General features: G+C 41.2%; 18 protein-coding genes and 1 pseudogene. 4 read left to right on the top strand and 15 right to left on the bottom strand.

Features of this window, described 5'->3' with window-relative positions; all coding sequences use genetic code 11:
* Positions 1–13 precede the first annotated feature (13 nt).
* A complete protein-coding gene (locus H5079_RS15140) occupies positions 14–1555 on the top strand; it encodes a serine hydrolase (protein WP_182684408.1) in 1542 nt (513 codons plus the stop codon).
* Between the two features lie 116 nt (positions 1556–1671).
* Positions 1672–2592 carry a histone deacetylase family protein gene (locus H5079_RS15135; RefSeq protein ID WP_182684407.1) on the top strand — a complete coding sequence of 307 codons (921 nt, stop codon included), beginning with the start codon at positions 1672–1674 and terminating at the stop codon, positions 2590–2592.
* Here H5079_RS15135 and H5079_RS15130 read toward each other — a convergent pair.
* Positions 2575–2865 carry a DUF4144 family protein gene (locus tag H5079_RS15130; RefSeq protein WP_011327050.1) on the bottom strand — a complete coding sequence of 97 codons (291 nt, stop codon included), beginning with the start codon at positions 2863–2865 and terminating at the stop codon, positions 2575–2577. The two genes, H5079_RS15135 and H5079_RS15130, sit on opposite strands and share 18 nt — an antisense overlap.
* A gap of 82 nt (positions 2866–2947) precedes the next feature.
* Between H5079_RS15130 and H5079_RS15125 the strand changes: the two genes are divergently transcribed.
* Positions 2948–5476, top strand: a complete 2529-nt coding sequence (locus H5079_RS15125; protein ID WP_182684405.1) for an EAL domain-containing protein — start codon at positions 2948–2950, stop codon at positions 5474–5476.
* Here H5079_RS15125 and H5079_RS15120 read toward each other — a convergent pair.
* From H5079_RS15120 to rsmD, 14 genes are all read right to left on the bottom strand, one after another.
* On the bottom strand, positions 5473–6282 hold the full coding sequence (locus H5079_RS15120; RefSeq protein ID WP_182684403.1) for a DUF2797 domain-containing protein: 810 nt from the start codon (positions 6280–6282) through the stop codon (positions 5473–5475). The two genes, H5079_RS15125 and H5079_RS15120, sit on opposite strands and share 4 nt — an antisense overlap.
* Positions 6283–6304: 22 nt before the next feature.
* A complete protein-coding gene (locus H5079_RS15115) occupies positions 6305–6478 on the bottom strand; it encodes a hypothetical protein (protein ID WP_162010629.1) in 174 nt (57 codons plus the stop codon).
* 55 nt (positions 6479–6533) lie between these two features.
* Positions 6534–7760, bottom strand: a complete 1227-nt coding sequence (locus H5079_RS15110) for an RNA-guided endonuclease TnpB family protein (protein ID WP_182684402.1) — start codon at positions 7758–7760, stop codon at positions 6534–6536.
* Positions 7761–8043: 283 nt separating this feature from the next.
* A complete protein-coding gene (gene purD, locus H5079_RS15105; RefSeq protein ID WP_011327055.1) occupies positions 8044–9333 on the bottom strand; it encodes a phosphoribosylamine--glycine ligase in 1290 nt (429 codons plus the stop codon).
* Between the two features lie 16 nt (positions 9334–9349).
* On the bottom strand, positions 9350–10174 hold the full coding sequence (locus H5079_RS15100; RefSeq protein WP_182684419.1) for a class I SAM-dependent methyltransferase: 825 nt from the start codon (positions 10172–10174) through the stop codon (positions 9350–9352).
* A 103-nt stretch (positions 10175–10277) separates the two neighbouring features.
* Positions 10278–11864, bottom strand: coding sequence for a bifunctional phosphoribosylaminoimidazolecarboxamide formyltransferase/IMP cyclohydrolase (purH, locus tag H5079_RS15095; RefSeq protein WP_086996647.1), 1587 nt, complete (start codon positions 11862–11864; stop codon positions 10278–10280).
* Between the two features lie 473 nt (positions 11865–12337).
* Positions 12338–12628: a DNA-binding transcriptional regulator Fis gene (gene fis / locus H5079_RS15090; RefSeq protein ID WP_011327058.1), complete on the bottom strand. Its 291-nt coding sequence runs from the start codon at positions 12626–12628 to the stop codon at positions 12338–12340.
* 19 nt (positions 12629–12647) lie between these two features.
* Positions 12648–13619, bottom strand: a complete 972-nt coding sequence (dusB, locus tag H5079_RS15085; RefSeq protein WP_172459251.1) for a tRNA dihydrouridine synthase DusB — start codon at positions 13617–13619, stop codon at positions 12648–12650.
* Between the two features lie 280 nt (positions 13620–13899).
* On the bottom strand, positions 13900–14781 hold the full coding sequence (gene prmA / locus H5079_RS15080; RefSeq protein WP_089367657.1) for a 50S ribosomal protein L11 methyltransferase: 882 nt from the start codon (positions 14779–14781) through the stop codon (positions 13900–13902).
* An 81-nt stretch (positions 14782–14862) separates the two neighbouring features.
* Positions 14863–16710, bottom strand: a complete 1848-nt coding sequence (gene rpoD / locus H5079_RS15075; RefSeq protein ID WP_011327061.1) for an RNA polymerase sigma factor RpoD — start codon at positions 16708–16710, stop codon at positions 14863–14865.
* A 125-nt stretch (positions 16711–16835) separates the two neighbouring features.
* A complete protein-coding gene (dnaG, locus tag H5079_RS15070) occupies positions 16836–18587 on the bottom strand; it encodes a DNA primase (protein WP_011327062.1) in 1752 nt (583 codons plus the stop codon).
* A gap of 225 nt (positions 18588–18812) precedes the next feature.
* Positions 18813–19259, bottom strand: a complete 447-nt coding sequence (locus H5079_RS15065) for a GatB/YqeY domain-containing protein (RefSeq protein ID WP_041454325.1) — start codon at positions 19257–19259, stop codon at positions 18813–18815.
* A gap of 19 nt (positions 19260–19278) precedes the next feature.
* The gene (gene rpsU / locus H5079_RS15060; RefSeq protein ID WP_002957797.1) at positions 19279–19494 is read right to left on the bottom strand and encodes a 30S ribosomal protein S21; all 216 of its coding nucleotides are present in this window, start codon (positions 19492–19494) and stop codon (positions 19279–19281) included.
* Between the two features lie 145 nt (positions 19495–19639).
* Positions 19640–20245 carry a 16S rRNA (guanine(966)-N(2))-methyltransferase RsmD gene (gene rsmD, locus H5079_RS15055; protein WP_011327064.1) on the bottom strand — a complete coding sequence of 202 codons (606 nt, stop codon included), beginning with the start codon at positions 20243–20245 and terminating at the stop codon, positions 19640–19642.
* Between the two features lie 207 nt (positions 20246–20452).
* Between rsmD and H5079_RS15050 the strand changes: the two are divergent.
* Positions 20453–21323 (top strand): annotated as a pseudogene (locus H5079_RS15050) (signal recognition particle-docking protein FtsY); the annotation flags it as partial.

Genomic DNA, 21323 nt, shown 5'->3' with positions numbered 1-21323 from the left:
AAAAAGGATAACAATGAAGTTAATTAAGTTTGCCACAATTGCTTTATTAGCAGGGGCTACGTTTAGTACCTGGGCACAGGTAGATACCAATAAAATAGAGCAGGTAATTAAAACCTCCATGGCACGTTTTGATGTGCCAGGAATGGCAGTTGCTATTGTTGAAAACGACAAAGTGATATTTGCTAAAGGTTTTGGTGTAACCCATATAAACACCGGTAATAAGGTTAATAAAGACACCTTGTTTGGCATTGCATCTAACACCAAAGCATTTACCAGTGCGGCGCTGGCTAAGTTGGTTGATGAAGGTAAGTTGAGCTGGGACGATAAAGTGATTGATCACCTGCCAGAATTTCAACTATATGACGCATACGTAACCCGCGAAATGCGTATTCGCGATCTGCTGAGTCATCGCAGTGGGTTGGGGCTTGGGCAAGGCGACTTAATGATTTGGCCAAGTACCGACAAGTCGGTTGATGATATTTTAGCAGGCTTAAAATACTTAAAACCGGCCAGCAGCTTTCGCAGCCAATATGCGTATAACAACTTAATGTTTGTTACCGCAGGGGAAGTGGTAGCACGCGTATCTGGGATGAGTTGGAACGATTACATCGAAAAAAACATGTTACAGCCACTAAATATGACTCACTCGCGAGCGGGGTTTTCGCGCATTCCAAGTAGCAATAAAAACTGGGCAACGGGGCATATTCCGATGGATAACCAACTCCATCCATTTTTTGTTAACTACCTAGAAGATTTTAGAGGCGCTGGGGCAATAGCCTCAAGTGCCAGCGATATGAGCCAATGGCTACGTACGCAACTTGCTGGTGGCACAATGCCAAATGGCGAGCAGTTATTTAGCGAAAAACAACAAGCGCAAATGTGGCATCCACATATAACGGCTATGGCGTCTAAAAGCACGTTTGAGGCGTATCATCAGCAGTTTAGAGGTTACGGGCTAGGCTGGAGTATTGAAGACTACCACGGCTTTAAAAAGCTTGGTCACGGTGGCGGTATTTTAGGCATGGTGTCGCAGGTTACATTACTACCTGAAAAAAAACTCGGTATTGTTATTTTAAGTAATCAGCAAGCATTTGGTGCGCTAGCGGCAGTAACTCACGAAGTGCTTGAAGATGCGCTTGAGCTTGAAGATAAAGATTGGGTTGAAGACTTAGCTAAAAAGCATTTTGAAAGCAAAGAGAAAGCATACGCTAACGCAAAGCCTGCAGCACCAGCTGATTATCAACCGCAACTACCTAATATTAATTACACTGGTACATTGCACGATAATTGGTATGGCGATGTAATTATTGAGCAGCTTGATGGCAAATTACATATTGATTTTACCCATACCAAGGGCTTAAAAGGCTCACTTGAGCATTACACTGGCAATACTTTTATTGTTAAGTGGGATGAAAAGCTACTTGAGGCTGATGCGTTTATTAATTTTAATATGAATACAGAAAATAGAGTGAGTAGCGCTAAAATGCGTGCAGTTTCAACGCAAGTAACCGACTTTAGTTTTGACTTTAGAAATTTAAAATTAACAGCAAAATAACTGTTTTTGCTATCCCTAATTTGCTATATCTAGTGTAAAGGGTATACACCAAAGTCGCAAAGCCACCCACGGGTGGCTTTGTTATATTATGTTTAATGATACAGTTAGGAGCTTTTATGCGTACCGCAATTATTTCTCACCCTCATTGTCGTAAACATAAAATGATTGATGATCACCCAGAGTGCCCAGAGCGGTTAGATGCTATTAACGATCGCTTACTAGCAAGCGGGTTAGATATTGCTATTGAGCAAAAGCAAGCGCCTAAAGCGCAACGAGAGCATTACTTACTTGCGCATGACGAATCATTAGTTAACTCTGTTGAAAGTAAAATACCTACCCAAGGGCTTGTCGATTTAGACGGTGATACTTGGTTATGTCCCGATTCATTAAAAGCAATTGAGCGTGCAGTAGGAGCCGGTATTTTAGCGGTAGATGAAATACTAGAGGGCAACCTTGATGCTGCATTTTGCTCGGTGCGCCCGCCGGGGCATCATGCAAATCGCACTACCTCATCCGGTTTTTGTGTATTTAACAACCTTGCTATTGCGGTTAAATATGCACAAAGCAAAGGGGTTAAGCGCATTGCTATTGTTGATTTTGATGTACATCATGGTAATGGCACTCAAGATATATTTATAGATGATAAAAACGTCCTGTTTTGCTCTTTATTTCAGCATCCATTTTATCCCAATACGGTGGTTGAAAATAACACCACGTTAGTTAATTCACCTTTGCCAATTGCCAGCGACGGTAACGATTTAAAAGCGGTATTTGAGCAGCAATGGCTGCCTAAACTAAATGCTTTTAAGCCTGACATGTTATTTATTAGCGCAGGATTTGATGCTCACCTCGAAGATGATATGGCTAGTTTAAAGTTTGTAGAGGAAGATTACCGCTGGCTAACCGAGCAATTAGCCCGCTTTAGCGAGCAGCATAATTGCCGTGGTATAGTGTCGTATTTAGAAGGGGGGTATGCGCTTTCTGCATTGGGTCGCAGTGCAATTGCACATGTAAAAGCGTTAGTCGATTATGAGTAACGCAAATGCTTGCTCAGGTGTTAGCTGCTTAATTTTACTTAGGCAACACTGACCTTCTTTTAGCAAATAATCTTTCACTAAATCTGCTAATTCAATGGCACTAATGGCTGTTTTTGGCTCGCCACTTAATGTTGTATAACTATACTTACTATCTAAAATAATAATTCTGCTTTTTTGCAGCTCATCCATCGCATATACAAAATCATCTACTTCATCAGGCTGCTCAGCTAACTCAATTTCATTGTTATAAATAATAATTTTTGGATACGACATGCTTATTTATTGTCCTACATCAAAGGGGGAATATTTGCTCGATTTATACTCGCTTATTAGTGCAAATTTAGGGAGTAGAATAATGCCACACAGTAGCCGTTTTCAAAAAGTAGGTGATATTTTTACTAATAAGGTAATAACCTGTAGCAAGCATACGCCATTAATTGATGCGGTTAAACTAATGCGGGCACATAATATCAGTGCAATATTTATTGCGCAGCAACAACGCATATTAGGTGTTTGGACAGAAACTGACTGTTTAAAACTCGACTTTACCAATCCTGCAGTTACAAGCACTAGCATTAAAGATGTGATGACGAGCCCGGTTTTAAGTGTCCCTAGCCAGCAATTATTAAGTGATACCGCACTAACTTTTCATCAGCATGGTGTAAGGCATTTACTCGTTACCGATAACAACAACGTACCGTGTGGGGTAATTAGCATTACAGATATTGTGCGCAATCAAGGGCTTGATCATTACTTACAGTTTCGCACTATTAACGACCAGTACACTAAAAACATAACAATTGTACCTAGCTCATTAGCGGTAAATGAAGCGGTAAAACTAATGCGTGAACGCAGCGAAAAAGTTATTTTAGTTTTTAATCAACAGCAAAAAGAACATGGCATTATTACGCAGCGCGATTTATTACAACTGATCACACGCCAGAGCGAGCAGAGTGTGTGCTGGGATTTAGCAAGTCGGCCGCTTTATAAAATAACCCCACAAGATAGCCTGTTTGATGCTTACAAATTAATGTTAGATAGCCAAGTACGGCATTTAGTGGTGAGCGACAAAGATGAAATTAAAGGCGTGTTGTCACTCGAACATTTAATACATGAAATTGAAAGTGCGTATTGTTCTGAGCTAGAAAAAGTATTAGTGCAACGAGATTTAGCCCTACAGCACTCGCAGCGAAACCTATATTTAGCCAATAAAATAATAGATTCATCACTCGACGGCATAATGATCACCCATAGCAACAGCACTATTATGCAAGTAAACCCAGCATTTACCCAATTGACCGGCTATAAAGAACATGAAGTTATAGGTAAGTGCCCAAGTATATTGAGCTCTGGGCGGCATGATAAAAGCTTTTATATAAAAATGTGGGATGCAATCAACAAAACGGGCGTGTGGCAGGGAGAAATTTGTAATCGTAAAAAAAATGGCGATATTTATATAGAGTGGTTAACTATAATTGAAATTAAAGAGCCTAATAATTCAGATGCTATTTATGCGGCAATTTTTAGTGATATTACCGAGCGAAAAAATGCTGAAGATAAAATTGTGCAGTTGGCTTATTTTGATGAATTAACGGGCCTACCAAATAGACGTTTGTTTAACGACAGGCTCAAAATGGCTTTGGCTGCAGCTCACCGCGACCAGCATTTATTGGCGGTGATGTTTATCGATCTAGATCGCTTTAAAGAAGTAAACGATAGTTTAGGCCATAGCGCAGGGGATTGTTTATTAACTCTGGTTGCTGCGCGTATCGAGGCTACTTTAAACGAAGGCGATACCTTAGCGCGTTTAGGGGGAGATGAATTTGTAGTGCTGTGCGAAATAAATAAGATTGATGCAGTAGCTAATTTAGCTGACAAAATACTAAATAACTTAAACTCTCCGTTTCAATTAGACCATGTTGAAGTAGGTGTAACAGCTTCGATTGGCGCGGCTGTTTACCCTGATGATGGCCTAGACAGCGAAACACTGCTAAAGCATGCCGATATTGCTATGTATCGCTCAAAAGATGTGGGGCGTAATTCGTTTCAATTATTTAAACCTTCTATGAATGCTCGCTCGCTAGAGCGCCTAGCCATGATGAGTCGTTTTCAGCATGCGTTAGATAATAACGAATTTGAATTGTATTTTCAGCCAAAACAATGCCTTAAAAGTGAACAGATTATGGGCGTTGAGGCATTATTGCGTTGGCACGACCCCGATTTGGGAATGATATCGCCCGCGCAATTTATTCCGCTTGCTGAAGAGCTAGGGTTGATAGTGCGGTTAGATTTATGGGTTATTAATCAGGCGGGTAAAGTACTAACGCTATGGCAAAAAGAAGGACTGGTGGCTGGGCGCTTAGCAATTAATATATCGGCATGTCATTTAAGCCAAGGCAAGCTGGCAAACAATATTGGCACTATGCTTAAACATTATAATTTACCCGGTAGTTTACTTGAAATAGAACTGACAGAAAGCAGCTTTATTAGCTCATTTACACAGGCTAAAACGCAGTTGCAGCAGCTAAAAAAGCTGGGCGTGCATATAGCATTAGACGACTTTGGTACCGGGTACTCGGCATTGAGTTATTTAACTAAACTGCCTTTTGATACATTAAAAATAGACGCGAGCTTTATTGCTAAAATCCCTGATGAATATGGCAATAGCCAAATAGTTGCAGCGCTTATTGCACTGGCAAGCAATTTAAACTTAATGGTAGTGGCAGAGGGAGTTGAGCAGCTAGCTCAAAAAAACTACCTTATTAGCTTAGGGTGTAATGTTATACAGGGGTATTACTATTGCCGCCCGTTAACGCAGCGGCAATGGTTTGATTTTTATCGGTTGAACGACTTATCTGCGAGCACTCAACCAACTGGCACTTAGCCTACGGTTACTTCGTAAGAGGTGAATTTTCGAATGTTAATAACGCCTTTTTCAAAAATTAAATACTGACCTTTAATTCCTTGTAAAACACCACTTACTACTGGGTCTTTATCAAAGTTAAACGAGCTGATTTTGGTTGGGTATTCGCTTACCGGAAAGTTTAAATCAACTACGTCTTCATCTAGCTGTTCAATAGCTGTTGCGCCAAATAGCTCGCTTAGCTCATTTAGCTTTGCACTAATTTGTGGAATAAGCTCAGCGGCTGCAGCTTTTAAATCTAGCGCTTCGCTTTGGCCTTTTAGCATATTGCGCCAATTAGTTTTATCAGCAATAAATTCAGCCAATGCCACTTCTACTAAGCCTGATTGCAACCGTGTTTGCACTTTAAAAATAGGCAATGCTTGGGTAGCGCCTTGATCAACCCAGCGAGTTGGTATTTGCGTGTGGCGAGTAATACCCACTTTTAGTCCTGAGGTATTAGCGAGGTAGACGTAATGCGGGATCATGCAATTTTCTTCTCCCCACTCTGGCTCGCGGCAAGTACCTTGATCGTAATGGCAGGTTTCTGGCTTCATAATACACATATCGCAACTAGCAAGTTTGCGCATGCATACAAAGCAATGGCCTTGAGAATAGCTTTTTTTGGTTTTTTTACCACAGCTAGAGCATAAAATTGTGCCGCTAAAAGTAAGCGTTAGCTCTTTACCTATAAATGCATTTAAGTCGACTAAGTGCTCACCCACAGGTAAGTGATATTGTACCGGCTCGGTTAAGCTCGATTTTAATTTACGCAATGTGCCTTGCATCTTTACTTGGCCCCTAAAGATGTTAAAAAGGGGAGTCTAACATTTTTAAATTATATTGGCTGTTTAAGTACTGTAAATAATCGTCATACGCGAGTGGTTTGGCGTAAAGGTATCCTTGTGCGTGATCGGCGTTCATACCTTTAAGTAAGTCGTGAACCTCTTGCGTTTCTACCCCTTCAATAGTAATTGTTGACATCCTCCACCACCTCGCCAAGCGCCTGAACAAGTTCAGGAAAGGAGGGGGATTCCGATTAGTTTAAAACCATCGGGGCCTTGTGATCACTCATAAGGCAAGTTCCTGCTTCAACAAGCTGACTAATGTCAATCTCTCCACAGGCTAGAACGCGATGACCTCGCGCTAAAATATTTAATGCGCCAACATGATCCGCATTATCTTGATAACCGCACTTCGCACATTCAAACTTAGACTGCGTTAATCGGTTATCTTTTGATTGATGACCACACGCCGGACACGTTTGACTGGTATGTTTCGGATCAACAAAAATAACCTGACCGCCGAGCCAATCCTGCTTATATTTCAGCATTTCTTTAAACATTCCCCATCCTTGATTGAGAATGACGCGGTTTAAGCCAGATTTTTGTTTCACCATTTTTCCATGCTGCTCACTGTTGCCTTTGCTGTTTTTCGTCATATTTCTAATTTTAAGATCTTCTAGCACGATGATTGCGTGGCTTTTGCTCAACTGTGTTGAGATCTTATGTAATTTGTCATGACGAATATTGGCAACTTTCGTATGAAATGTTGTGATCTTTGCTTTTAATTTTTTCCAGTTACTTGAAAATTTCACTTTTCTAGCAAGTTGCTTCTGTAATCGTTTGATCCTGATTGTCTGTTTACTGGTATCTATCGGCTCCACAAAACTGCCATCAGAAAGGGTAATTAGGCGTTTCACGCCTAAATCTCCCCCAATCATGGCGTTTGATGGGTGCTTAGGTGGTGCTACTTCTTGTTCAACTTGGATTGAAACAAACCAGTGCTTTCCTTTTTGTGAAACAGTGACGTTTTTAGCTTTTCCTAAAATAGCTTGGCTTTTTCTAACATTAACCCAACCGATTTTAGGTAAAAAAATACGTTTCCCATTCTTGTCGATTTTAAAGCCTTGAGGAAAATTAAAGCTATTCACCTCTCCTTTTTTCTTAAAAGTAGGCATCCGTTTGAGTGGTTGGTTTTTATCGAATGCGTCTTTAAAGGCGCGTTCAAGCTGTTTTAATGTTTGTTGGATAGTTTGTGCGGGCGATAGTGTTAAAAAGCCATACTCCTCGCTTTTTTTCCAAAGTTTGGAAAAGAAATCCAACTCTTGGTAGTAGCAAATTTTTTGTTTATTCTGTAACTTAAATAAGTTAATCGCTAAGGCTTTATTCCACAAGAATCGACAATTTCCCGCATATTGCACCATTTTAGCGTTAATATCGGGTGTTGTTTTTAAACGAAATTTATAAGCTTTGCGAATAACCATACTGTTATTATATACAGTCAATCAAAAAGGAACAACCCACTTAGTCGCTTCGCGACTACTGCCTTATATCACCGACCTAAAGGAGCGGTGTTTTACGGCAAAAGTTGATAAAAAATATTAATATAAGTATTGCTGCGGCTAGCGCATGATAACGTAACGTTTTAAATTCCAAATTATGCTGTGCTTTTTTTGATCCTTTCAAATAGTGTAGCACTAAAAAAGCGCAGACAAGCTGCGCTTTTGATGTTTACATTTAATAGTAATATTAACCAATAGGTTATATTTAACTATTTTGCTCTCTCGCAATAGCACGATAAGCAATATCAGTACGATATTCCATGCCATCCCAGCTGAGTTGCTTTATTAGCTCGTAAGCGCGTTGCTGCGCTTCGGTTACGGTATTACCCAGTGCGGTGGCACATAATACACGTCCGCCCGCAGTTACTACGTCATTACCGTTTTGTTTAGTACCAGCATGAAATACTTTTTCGCCAGCAGGGTAGTCAACCTGTAAACCCGATATAACATCGCCTTTAGGATAATCACCAGGATAGCCTTTAGCGGCCAGTACTACACCAACGGCTGCACGTGGATCAAACTCAATGGTGGTTTTATCCAGTTCAACACGATTAGCCGCTTCAATTAACTCGACTAAGTCTGATTGCAAACGTAGCATCATAGGTTGAGTTTCCGGGTCGCCAAAACGACAGTTATACTCAATTACTTTTGGCGTGCCATCGGTATCTATCATTAAGCCAGCGTATAAAAAGCCTGTGTACGGATGACCCTCGCTCGCCATGCCCTCTACCGTTGGGTAAATCACTTCGTTCATAATACGCTGATGAATTTCATCGGTAACTACTGGCGCAGGTGAATAAGCACCCATACCGCCAGTGTTAGGGCCAGCATCGCCATTGTAAGCGCGTTTATGATCTTGGCTAGTGGCAAATGGTAATACGTTTTTGCCATCTACCATCACAATGAAAGACGCTTCTTCACCTTCTAAAAACTCTTCGATAACTACGCGGCTACCAGCATCACCAAAAGCATTACCCGCAAGCATGTCACGAATAGCATCTTCAGCCTCGGCTTCAGTCATCGCAACAATAACGCCTTTACCTGCGGCTAAACCATCTGCTTTGATTACAATTGGCGCGCCTTTTTCTTTTAAATAAGCAAGGGCAGGGGCAACCTGTTCAAAGGTTTGGTAATCGCCACTAGGGATATTGTGACGCGCTAAAAAGTCTTTAGTAAACGACTTTGATCCTTCAAGCTGAGCTGCGCCCGCTGTTGGGCCAAATATAGCTAGGCCGTGTTCACGAAACTTATCAACCACACCTAATACTAACGGGATCTCAGGGCCTACAATAGTAAGCTCAACATTATTTTGTTGTGCAAACTGAAGTAAACCGTCTAAGTCGTCAACATTTATTGCAACGTTCTCAAGTTTTGGCTCAAGTGCTGTGCCCGCATTACCAGGGGCTACAAAGACTGTGTTTACTTTGGTGTTTTGAGCGGCTTTAAACGCAAGAGCGTGTTCGCGGCCGCCGCTGCCAATGACTAAAACATTCATGGCGAAAAATTCCTATTTAAAGCGGTTTTTTAAATTTCAGCGTCATGCGGTCACTCTCACCAATAGCTTTATATTTATCGGCATCTTGCTCGCCTAAACGTAAGCTTGGTGGTAGCGTCCATACCCCTTTAGGGTGATCGGCTGTATCTTTTGGGTTAGCATTTATTTCACTACTAGCAACTAATTCAAACCCAGCTTGTTTAGCTATTTCAATTACGTAGCTTTGCTTCATGTAACCACTGCTTTTTTGATCGTCATCGGCGCGTGCTTCAGGCAATCTATGCTCTACTACACCTAAGGTGCCACCTGGCTTGAGCGCGGTATAAAAAGATTTAAACGCACTAAGTGCGCCGTCTTTATTTTTACCCATATACCAGTTATGCACATTTCTAAAGGTAAGTACCATATCGGCGCTATTTGCAGGGGCAAGTTCGGTGTGAGTAACAGGAGCAAACTCAGTTACTATTACTTTACTAAAGCGTGGGTCTTGCGTTACTTTTTGTTCAAACTCAGAGCGAGAACGCTGATAAAAGCCAGTCGCATCTTTTGGAAAATGCGCGGCGTAAAATTTGCCATTATCTTTGAGTACAGGCGCTAAAATTTCGCTGTACCAACCACCACCGGGCGATATTTCTACCACGCTCATATTCGGCTTTAAGCCAAGAAATGCCAGCGTTTGTGCTGGATGACGAAACTTGTCACGCTCACTGTTTTTAGCAGCGCGCTGCTCATCATTAAGTGCATTAGCAACTAATGAGTTTTCACTGTGGGTATGAGCCAAGCTTGCTGCAGAGCTAAGCGCAATAGTGGCGACAAGTATAGATTTTAAAGCAAATTTCATCATTTTATTCTTCACTGTTAGTTTAATGAACAATCAGAATACGTTAATTGATTGCAAACAAACAGAGCTAAACTCAAACTTCAGTGTTTAGCTCTATAAGTGATTAGTGGCGGAAGTGGCGCATACCAGTAAGTACCATTGCCATGCCAGCTTCGTCTGCTGCGGCAATCACTTCTGCATCACGCATTGAGCCACCTGGCTGAATTACTGCCGTTATGCCAGCGGCTGCAGCTGCGTCAATACCATCACGAAATGGGAAGAATGCATCCGATGCCATAACTGAACCTTTAACTTCAAGGTTTTCATCTGCTGCTTTAATACCGGCAATTTTAGCCGAGTAAACGCGGCTCATTTGGCCCGCGCCTACACCGATTGTCATACCGTCACGGGCATATACAATGGCGTTAGATTTAACAAATTTAGCTACTTTCCAGCAAAATAATAAGTCTTTAAGCTCTTGCTCAGTAGGTTGGCGCTTAGATACAACTTTTAAATCGCCTTGCGTTACCATGCCTAAGTCGCGGTCTTGGACTAAAATACCGCCATTAACGCGTTTAATGTCTTGTCCTGCGGCTTTACCTGTCCACTGTCCACATACTAATAAACGTACGTTTTGTTTAGCCGAAACAATTTTTGCTGCAGCGTCAGATACGCTAGGTGCAATAATTACTTCCACAAATTGACGCTCAACAATTGCTTCTGCGGTTGCTGCATCTAACTCTTGGTTAAAGGCAATAATGCCACCAAATGCCGACGTAGGGTCGGTTTTAAAAGCACGTTCATATGCTTCAAGAATATTGCTACCGATAGACACGCCACATGGGTTTGCATGTTTTACGATTACACAGGCTGGTACGTCAAATTCTTTAACACACTCAAGCGCAGCATCGGTATCAGCAATGTTGTTGAAAGATAACGCTTTACCTTGCAGCTGAGTTGCTGTTGCTACTGAAGCTTCAACAATATCGTTTTCAACATAGAAAGCCGCGTCTTGATGCGAGTTTTCGCCGTAGCGCATATCTTGCTTTTTAGTGAACTGCATATTGATAGTGCGTGGGAACTTAGTATCTTCGGCGGCTTCCTCTGTGTAATCAGGAACCATTTTACCGAAGTAATTAGCAATCATGCCATCGTACTGAGCGGTGTGCTCGTAGGCTGCTATAGCAAGGTCAAAACGGGTTTTATAGGTAGTAGAACCCTTGTTGCTTTGCATTTCGCTGATCACGCGGTCGTAGTCGCTGGCGTTTACCACAATAGTAACGTCTTTATGATTTTTAGCCGCTGCGCGAACCATAGTCGGGCCGCCAATATCTATGTTTTCAATAGCATCTTCAAGGCTGCAGTTTTCTTGAGCGACAGTATTCGCAAAGGGGTATAAGTTAACTACAACAATGTCGATAGCAGAAATATTGTTTTCTGCCATTACGCTTTCATCTTGTCCGCGACGCGCTAAAATGCCGCCGTGAATTTTTGGATGAAGTGTTTTTACGCGGCCATCCATGATTTCTGGATGACCTGTGTGATCTGATACTTCAGTGACTTTTATGCCGTTATCAGCAAGTAGTTTACAGGTACCGCCAGTTGATAAAATATCAACACCTTGCGCTTCTAATGCGCGGGCAAATTCAACTATACCGGTTTTATCAGACACACTTAATAGTGCGCGACGAATGGGACGATGTGTATCCATTGTAGTTTGATTTCCTCAGTTTATGAGCTAGCTTAGAAGCGGGCATTTTAACTGATAACAACTCAAAAAACGACTTATTAAGGGTGAGCATTTTGCAATTAGCACTTGTAGCAATAATGCAGCTCCTTATGGATTAACTAAGGTTAAACCTTATGTTATGCATTTATTACTAGCATAATTGAGTACTTAACCTAAATTTAGCTTAAAAGGCAACGCCAATCTACATGAATAATACTAACGCTTAGTGACACCAACCAACTAAAACATGAGCATTTTAGCTTATTAAATAACTAACTCAGTGCGTTGAAAATAGCTGCTAAAGATAGGTTTACTAGCTGGAAATCAGGTTAAATAGCAGGCATAAAAAAAGCACCCTAAGGTGCTTTTATATAAATTAACGGCCATAAATAGCTATTAATTTATACCCTATGTATTGGCTTAGTAAGCATGCTTACCAGTCAATACAAAAAGTATTAGTTCATGCCGTATTTTTTAAGCTTTTTACGTAAAGTACCACGGTTGATACCTAGTAAAATTGCTGCACGTGTTTGGTTACCACGTGTATACGTCATTACTTCTTCCAGTAATGGCGCTTCTAGCTCTGAAAGAACAAGGTCGTAAACGTCTTGCACATCTTGACCGTTAAGCTGCTTTAAATAGTGGTGAACAGCTTTCTTTACTGCGTCACGTAATGGCTGCGGTTTCTCGTGTGCCTGAACATGAGGGTTAGTGATAAATGGAGAAGTCACGTTTTGTTCGAACATTATTTAATCTCTTTCTTTCTTAGTTAGCTGCTAGTGTTTTAAAGTATTGCTCTAATACGTCAACTTGTGTAAGTGGGTTGTCGATCGTATTAAATACTCGCCTAAACTGACCATCACGGTCATGGGTTTGCAAATACCAAGATACATGCTTACGAGCAATTCGCGCTCCCATTGGCTCACCGTAAAACGTATGGAGATTAGTTAAATGCTCCATTAAAATACTGCGCACCTCTGCAATAGCAGGTGGCTGTAAATGCTCTCCGGTTCGCAAATAGTGGTCTATCTCCCTAAATATCCAAGGGCGACCTTGGGCGGCTCGGCCAATCATAATGGCATCTGCACCCGTATAATCTAATACCTGCTTTGCTTTTTCTGGTGATGTAATATCACCGTTTGCAACCACAGGAATCGACACCGAACGTTTAATGTCCCTAATCGTGGCGTACTCAGCTTCACCCTTGTACATACATGCGCGTGTGCGCCCATGTACGGCAAGTGACGCTATGCCATAACGTTCAGCTATTCTCGCAATCTCTACACCATTACGGTTATCCAGATCCCATCCAGTACGGATTTTAAGTGTTACAGGTATATCAACAGCATTAACGACTGCATCAATAATCTCTTCCACAAGTTCAGGAAACTGTAATAAAGCAGAGCCAGCGAGTTTCTTGTTCACTTTTTTTGCTGGGCACCCCATATTGATATCTATGATTTGTGCACCATTAGCAACATTGAATTGTGCGGCCTGTGCCATAAGTTCAGGATCAGCTCCTGCAATTTGCACCGCGCGTATTCCCGACTCACCGCTGTGATCCATACGGTTCATCGATTTTTCGGTTTTCCAAACATCAGGATTCGATGATAACATTTCAGACACAGCAAGCCCCGCACCTAAGCGGCGACAAAGTTGTCTAAATGGTCTATCTGTAATACCGGCCATAGGCGCGACAATTACGTTATTCTCAAGTTGGTATTTACCGATACGCACTATATTCAATAGGCCTCTTTTCAAGGGGCGCTAAGTTTACGGTTTTTTTAGCAAAAATCAAAGGCTATAAATTGAACAAAAGTAACTTTTTTTTGCCCTTTTCGTATTGACATTTGATAACCGTATGACAAAGCGGTTTATTTGTTTGAAATTTAAGCAGCTTTTATTTTTAGTATAAAATAGAGATAAATTTTATTTTGTAAATAAATGGTAAAGCCTGTTAAATACAGGCTTCAGATGCTTGTTTTAAGTAAAAGCTCTAAATAGCGTTGGGCAGTGCTTATGCTTTTTTAGTGCCACTTACACGGGTCCAATCACCTTCAATAGCAATGTCGTCCAGCTCAATAAAGGGGGCATAAACATCGGCAACCGATTGCGCTTGCTCGGTTAAAATTCCCGACATAGCTATTTTGCCACCGGGTTTTAATAACCCTAAAATAACACTATGTAGTTCACGTAACGGTTGCGCTAAAATATTAGCAACGACTATATCGGCACTAAATTCAGGTTGGTTTTCTGGCAGGTATACTTCTAATTTGTCGGCAACACCATTACGGTTAGCATTATCTAAGCTCGCTTCTAGTGCTTGCGGGTCTATATCTATACCAATCATGCGCTCTGCGCCAAGTTTAATAGCAGCAATGCCCAAAATGCCCGAGCCACAACCAAAATCAACCACGGTTTTACCGGTTAAATCTTGGCTTTCTAGCCATTTTAAACACAATGCGGTAGTAGCGTGAGTGCCGGTACCAAATGCAAGGCCTGGGTCGAGTAATACGTTTACTGCATCAGGATCCGGTATGTCGCGCCAGCTTGGGCAAATCCAAAGTCTTTCGCCAAATTGGATTGGGTGAAAGTTATCCATCCACTCACGTTCCCAATCTTTGTCTTCAAGTTGTTCTATTTTATATGTTAGATTTTGCGCAACTGATTTATCTGCGTTTAACAGCGCTACAACGCTATCCATATCGTGATTAGCATCAAATAAGCCTATTACCGTAGTATCGGCCCAAAATTGCACAGTGCCTATTTTAGGCTCATAGATAGGCGTGTCTTTGGCGTCAATAAAAGTAACCGATGCACTACCAGCTTCAACTAGTAGATCACTAATTAAATCAGCGTTATCAGCGTTGGCGTTAATACGAATTTGGATCCAAGCCATGTTTATTTCCAGATAAAGGGGGTAAATAGAAAAAAGGCCGCAAGAGCGGCCTTTTTAGTTTTAATATGTATTAGCCGCTTATTATTTAGCGTCTAAAAAGCTTTTCAGTAAATCAGAGCGAGAAGGGTGACGTAATTTACGCAGCGCCTTTGCTTCTATTTGACGAATACGTTCACGTGTTACGTCAAACTGCTTACCTACTTCTTCTAAGGTGTGGTCGGTATTCATATCAATACCAAAACGCATACGCAGTACTTTAGCTTCACGGGCTGTTAGGCCAGCAAGTACGTCGTTAGTTGCGCCACGAAGCGACTCCATAGTTGCCGAATCAATTGGCGAATCAATGGTTGTATCTTCGATAAAGTCACCTAAATGCGAATCTTCATCATCACCAATCGGTGTTTCCATCGAAATTGGTTCTTTAGCAATTTTAAGTACCTTACGAACTTTGTCTTCAGGCATCATCATGCGTTCAGCTAATTCTTCTGGATTTGGCTCACGGCCCATTTCTTGTAACATTTGACGTGAAATACGGTTAAGTTTATTAATCGTTTCAATCATATGTACCGGAATACGGATCGTTCTTGCTTGGTCAGCAATAGAGCGCGTAATTGCTTGGCGTATCCACCACGTAGCATAAGTCGAAAACTTATAACCACGGCGATATTCAAACTTATCAACGGCTTTCATCAAACCAATATTACCTTCTTGAATTAAATCCAAGAACTGTAAACCACGGTTTGTATATTTTTTAGCAATTGAAATTACCAAACGTAAGTTAGCTTCAACCATCTCTTTTTTCGCACGGCGAGCTTTAGCTTCACCAATACTCATACGACGGTTTATGTCTTTTATACGCTCAATATTTAAGCCAGTGCTACTTTCAATAACACGTAATTTATTAAGACTACGAATGATCTCAGGCTTAACTTCTTCAAGTTTTGCCGAGTACTTTTCGTTAGCTGCAATTTCTAAATCAACCCAAGTAGCATCCGTTTCGTTATTAGCAAAGTGCTTAACAAACGTTTTCTTTGGTAACTTAGCAATTTGTACTGCTTGTTTCATGATAAGACGTTCTTGAACGCGAACTCTGTCCATCATTTCACGCATGTTATTAACCATGCGATCAAATTGCTTAGGTATTAATTTAAAGGTTTTGAATAACTCACCAATTTCAAATATAGCGGCAAGAGAATCTGGGTGCGAGCGACCTTTAGCTTCAAACGTTTCACGTGCTTTATTATATAAATCACGTAAATTTTCAAAATGAACACGTGCTTCTTCAGGATCTGGCCCTGTGTCTACTTCTTCTTCGTCTTCATCATCTTCGTCGCTGTCGTCATCGTCTTTATCGTCGTCATTAAGTTGTTTTGCACTTAATTCTGAACCAATATTAGTTGCCGAAATTGGCGCTGTGTCTTCATTAGGATCAATAAAGCCAACGATAATATCGCTAAGGCGCATTTCTTCTGCTTCAAACTTATCCCACTGCTCGAGTAGGTAAGTAATTGCTTCAGGGTATTCAGCAACCGAAATTTGTACTTGGTTAATGCCTTCTTCAATACGCTTAGCGATTACAATTTCGCCTTCACGGGTCAGAAGTTCAACAGTACCCATTTCACGCATGTACATGCGTACCGGATCCGTTGTGCGGCCGATCTCTTTTTCTACGGTCGCAAGGGCTGCAGCGGCAGCTTCAGCTGCGTCTTCGTCTGTCGTTGTTTCTTGCATCATTAGTTCATCGGCATCTGGCGCGTTTTCGCTAACCTTGATACCCATGTCATTAATCATGCTAATGATATCTTCTACTTGATCTGAGTCTATAATATCTTGTGGAAGGTGATCATTTACTTCTGCAAAAGTTAAGTAGCCTTGCTCTTTACCTTTTAGAATCAGAAGTTTTAATTGTGACTGAGGAGTTGGATCCATAGAGATTTTTTCTTCCACTCTGATAAGTTGATACAACAGGCGCCATCATGTAGTTTGCCTTAAAGCTAAACTAGAATAATGTGACGCAGTGAATAGCGTAGTATAACAGTTTAAATCAAATTTGACTAGCTGTTAGTCGCTTTTAACGCTGTCATTAACAAATGACATTCAAGTCTTTCATCGCTATTTAGACCTTGCGTCTTATCCTTTATTAATAGGGTCTCTAGTCGATAATTTAAACACTGATCTTCAATAAATTTAAAAGTATTTTGAAAAACAGTCTCTAAACGCTCTTCATTTATTTGATGTTGCCACGTTGCCAGCTTAGTTAGCGGGTCATAATCGTCAGTGCCTCTAAAGAATTCGAGCAACTGCGCCGTGGTAACATCTTCTTTTTGCAACGCTTGATGTTGTAAGCGCAGTAGCAAACCAATGCCGGCAATATTCATTTGTGCTAAATCGGGCAAATAGGGCACGCTTTTAGCCATTTGCGGATGTTGAATTAAAATACCGATTGCTTGGCGCATGGGGGTTATTTTAAATTTTCGCTCAATTGAATGCTGTTGCTTAGGTGTTTTTAAGCGATTATTGAGTTGCTCACGAGTACGGCCAATTAATCGCCCGAGCTGCTCAAGAATATTTTCTTGATAAAACTCACTAGGAATTTTTTCAATTAATGGTAATGCGGCACTAAGTAACTTGGCTTTACCCGAATCAAGCGTTAAATCTATTTCTAGGCTGAGCTTATTGAATAACACTTTAGTGAAATCATCGGCTGCATTTAAGCGTTGTTCAAACTTATCTTTACCCTCGGCTTGTACTAAGGAGTCGGGGTCTTCGCCGTCGGGTAAAAATACAAAGTTTAATGCTTTACCATCATTTAAATAAGGCAGTGCGTTTTCGAGCGCACGCCAAGCTGCATCACGCCCTGCACGGTCACCATCGTAACAACAAATTACTTTATCTGTTGTTCTAAATAGAGTGTGCATATGCTCACTGGTTGTTGCTGTCCCAAGTGCTGCAACGGCATATTCAATACCTTGCTCTGCCAGCGCCACCACATCCATATAGCCTTCAACAATCAGTACATGGTCGAGCTTTTTGTGTGCTTGTTTAGCTTCATATAAACCATAGAGTTCAAAGCCTTTATGAAAAATACGTGTCTCTGGCGAGTTTAAATATTTAGGGCCTTGATCGGCTTGCATTACGCGCCCACCAAAGGCAACTACGCGGCCACGTTTATCGCGAATAGGGAACATTAATCGATCGCGAAAAAAGTCAAACTGTCTGCCAGGTGTTTTTTCTGAGGCGAGTTTTAGCTCTACCAATTGCTCTTTTTGTTCTTTGTTACGGCCAAGTTGTAGGCACAAACCATCCCATTCACTTGGTGCATAACCTATCATGAACTTTTTAACTATTTCGCCGCTTAAGCCCCGGCCTTTAACGTATTCAATAACAGCGGCAGAATTACTATGGTGCTTTAACTGGTGTTGATAAAACCTTGCAGTATGGAGCATTAAATCGTAATCAGAGCGTTTTTGCGCTGCAGTACGCTCAGGTGCCGAGCCGCTACCTTGCTCACGGGGAACTTCTAAATTAAGTAAACTTGCAAGCTCTTCAATAGCATCAACAAACTCAAGTTTTTCGTATTCCATAACAAACGAAATAGCATTACCGTTAACGCCACAGCCAAAGCAGTGATAAAACTGTTTATCTTGGGAGACGGTGAACGAAGGCGATTTTTCGTTATGAAAAGGGCAGCAAGCTTGGTAGTCTTTACCGGCTTTTTTAAGACCGACTTTTGAGTCTATCAGGTCGACAATATCGGTTCTGGCAAGCAAGTCATCTATAAAATTACGTGGGATCTTTCCAGCCATTAGTAAAATAACGTCCTGAGATAATTAGAATAACAATGAAAGCGAGATTAAATTTATAACCCTACAAATAAAACCAAGCGATTTTATACGCATATATTAATTGCTATTAAATAGGGCGGGTGCAAATAGCACGTTTGTAGATTTGAACACAAATCGGATACAAAAACAAAGAAACCGAGCTCTAGGCTCGGTTTACTTCAATCATACTTAATGTATGTGGGAGTACTAGGCTGTTAATCGTTGCTTAATTAAACCAGAGATTTTGCCCATATCGGCGCGACCTTCAGCTTTGCTTTTGATTATACCCATTACTTTACCCATGTCTTGCATACCTGCTGCGTTAGTGTCAGCAATAGCCGCATCAATGAGAGCAATTATTTCTTCTTCACTCAATTTTTGAGGTAAGAAAGTTTCAAGTGCTACTATTTCATTGGCTTCAATATCAGCTAAATCATCACGCCCAGCATCTTTGTACTGAGTGTAAGAGTCACGACGTTGTTTAACAAGCTTCACTATAACGGAGGTAATACCTGCGTCGTCTAGTGTTATTTGCTCGTCTTTTTCACGTTTCATGACTTCAGCAAGTACCATGCGAATAGGGTTAAGACGTAATTTGTCTTTGGCTCTCATCGCATCTTTTTGCGCATCTTTTAGCGTTATTAAAAGGCTCATTTATACAAGACCTAATATATTAGTATAATTTAACGCGACGTGCGTTATCACGAGAAAGTTTTTTCATGTGACGTTTTACTGCAGCAGCTTTTTTACGCTTACGCTCAGCTGTTGGTTTTTCATAGTGCTCGCGACGACGAACTTCTGAAAGGATTCCTGCTTTTTCACATGAACGCTTGAAGCGACGAAGTGCTACGTCAAACGGTTCGTTCTCTCTTACTTTAATTACTGGCATTAAAAATTCACCTACCTAAATTATGAGCGTTGCTCAAGTTGATCAAACATTGATCAAGTGGTTCAAAAATGGTGCGGTATTGTAATCCGAAGCAACACCACATGTAAAGGATAATATTAACAGAAAGCTGGCATCTAAAACAGTGTTAATTTACTTGGCGTTGATACAAACGACAAAAAACTTGCCCAGCCTTTTTTTCTTTAATTAACAACCAGTTGATTGGTGCAGTAAAGGTGCTTAACTCGCTTTCCACCTCAATGTAAATTAAAGCGTCACTGCTTAGCCATTGATTGTTTTCTAGTAAATCAGCGCTCGATTGTGCCAAGTTTTTACGAAATGGCGGGTCAACAAAAACTAGATTAAATGGCTCATTACTATTAATTTGCTCTAAAAATGCCAGTGTATTGGTATGTTTTACGTGTGCGTTTTGCAGCTTTAAAGTACTAATGTTTAGCTCAATTTGCTTTGCTGCAGCAGCGTCAAGTTCAACAAAAGTAGCGCTTTTAGCAAATCGCGACAGTGCCTCAAAACCTAAACCGCCAGAACCGGCAAAACAGTCGAGCACATTTGCCTCTCGGGTATCTTGCATTAACCAATTAAACACAGTTTCTTTTATACGATCAGTTGTTGGGCGCAGCCCTTGTACGTCTTTGACGGGCAGCTTTCGGCCTCTAAATTGGCCACTGATCACTCTAATAAAGCCATCGCTGGATTTGCTAGTTACTTTATTTTGCGTTGTTTTTTTTCTCATTTAGCTCACTAAAAATTGGTATCTGCTATCTAGCTCAGATAATATTGCAATCATATCATAGCGTATTATTTTTCAACTGCATTAAAAGTGGTAGTATAAGCATCCTGGACAATAGATTGTGCCTTTAAACAGTTTAAAATAGCAGTTAACGCACATACTATTATTATCGTTAGTTTATCAGAATTTTATAAGTGGTTATTAGCAAGTATGGCAAAAAAAAGTAAATTACTGTCTTGGTTAGGTTTTGGTAAGTCAGATAAAAAACAACAAGCGGAACAAAGTGCCCAAGAGGCCGATAACCAACAGCAAGCGCGCTTAGCAGCAGAAAAAGCTGAAGCAGAGCATTTAGAGCAACAGCGACTGGCCGCTGAAAAAGCGGAGCAAGAGGCTGCAGAAAAAATAGCAGCGGAGCAAGTCCAAAAAGAGCAAGCCGAAAGGCTAGCGATTGAAAAAGCCAATGCTGAGTTACTCGCAAAACAGCAAGCAGATGCTCATGCATTACAGCTAGAGCAACAGCAGCGTTTAGCAGAACAAGAAGCGCAGATGCGCCTTGAGCAAGAAAAAGCAGCAGCAGAACAAGCAGAGGCTGAGCGTTTAGAGCAAGCACGTATTGTAGCAGAGCAAGCTGAAACTGAGAATTTAGAGCAGCAAAAGCTTGCAGCCGAGCAAGCACAGAGAGAGCAAGCTGAAAAGCTAGCGATTGAAAAAGCCAATGCTGAGTTACTCGCAAAACAGCAAGCAGATGCTCATGCATTACAGCTAGAGCAACAGCAGCGTTTAGCAGAGCAAGAAGCGCAGATGCGCCTTGAGCAAGAAAAAGCGGCAGTGGAAAAGGCTGAAGCTGAGCGTTTAGAGCAAACACGTATTGCAGCAGAGCAAGCAGAAGCTGAGCGTTTAGAGCAAGCACGTATTGCAGCAGAGCAAGCTGAAGCTGAGCGTTTAGAACAAGCACGAATTGCAGCAGAGCAAGCAGAAGCTGAGCGTTTAGAGCAAACACGTATTGCAGCAGAGCAAGCAGAAGCTGAGCGTTTAGAGCAAGCACGTATTGCAGCAGAGCAAGCTGAAGCTGAAGCTGAGC

It is taken from the genome of Pseudoalteromonas sp. SG44-5 (genome assembly GCF_014164175.1).
GTDB classification, from domain to species: Bacteria; Pseudomonadota; Gammaproteobacteria; order Enterobacterales; family Alteromonadaceae; genus Pseudoalteromonas; species Pseudoalteromonas nigrifaciens.
This window is presented reverse-complemented; position numbering and strand designations above follow the sequence as displayed.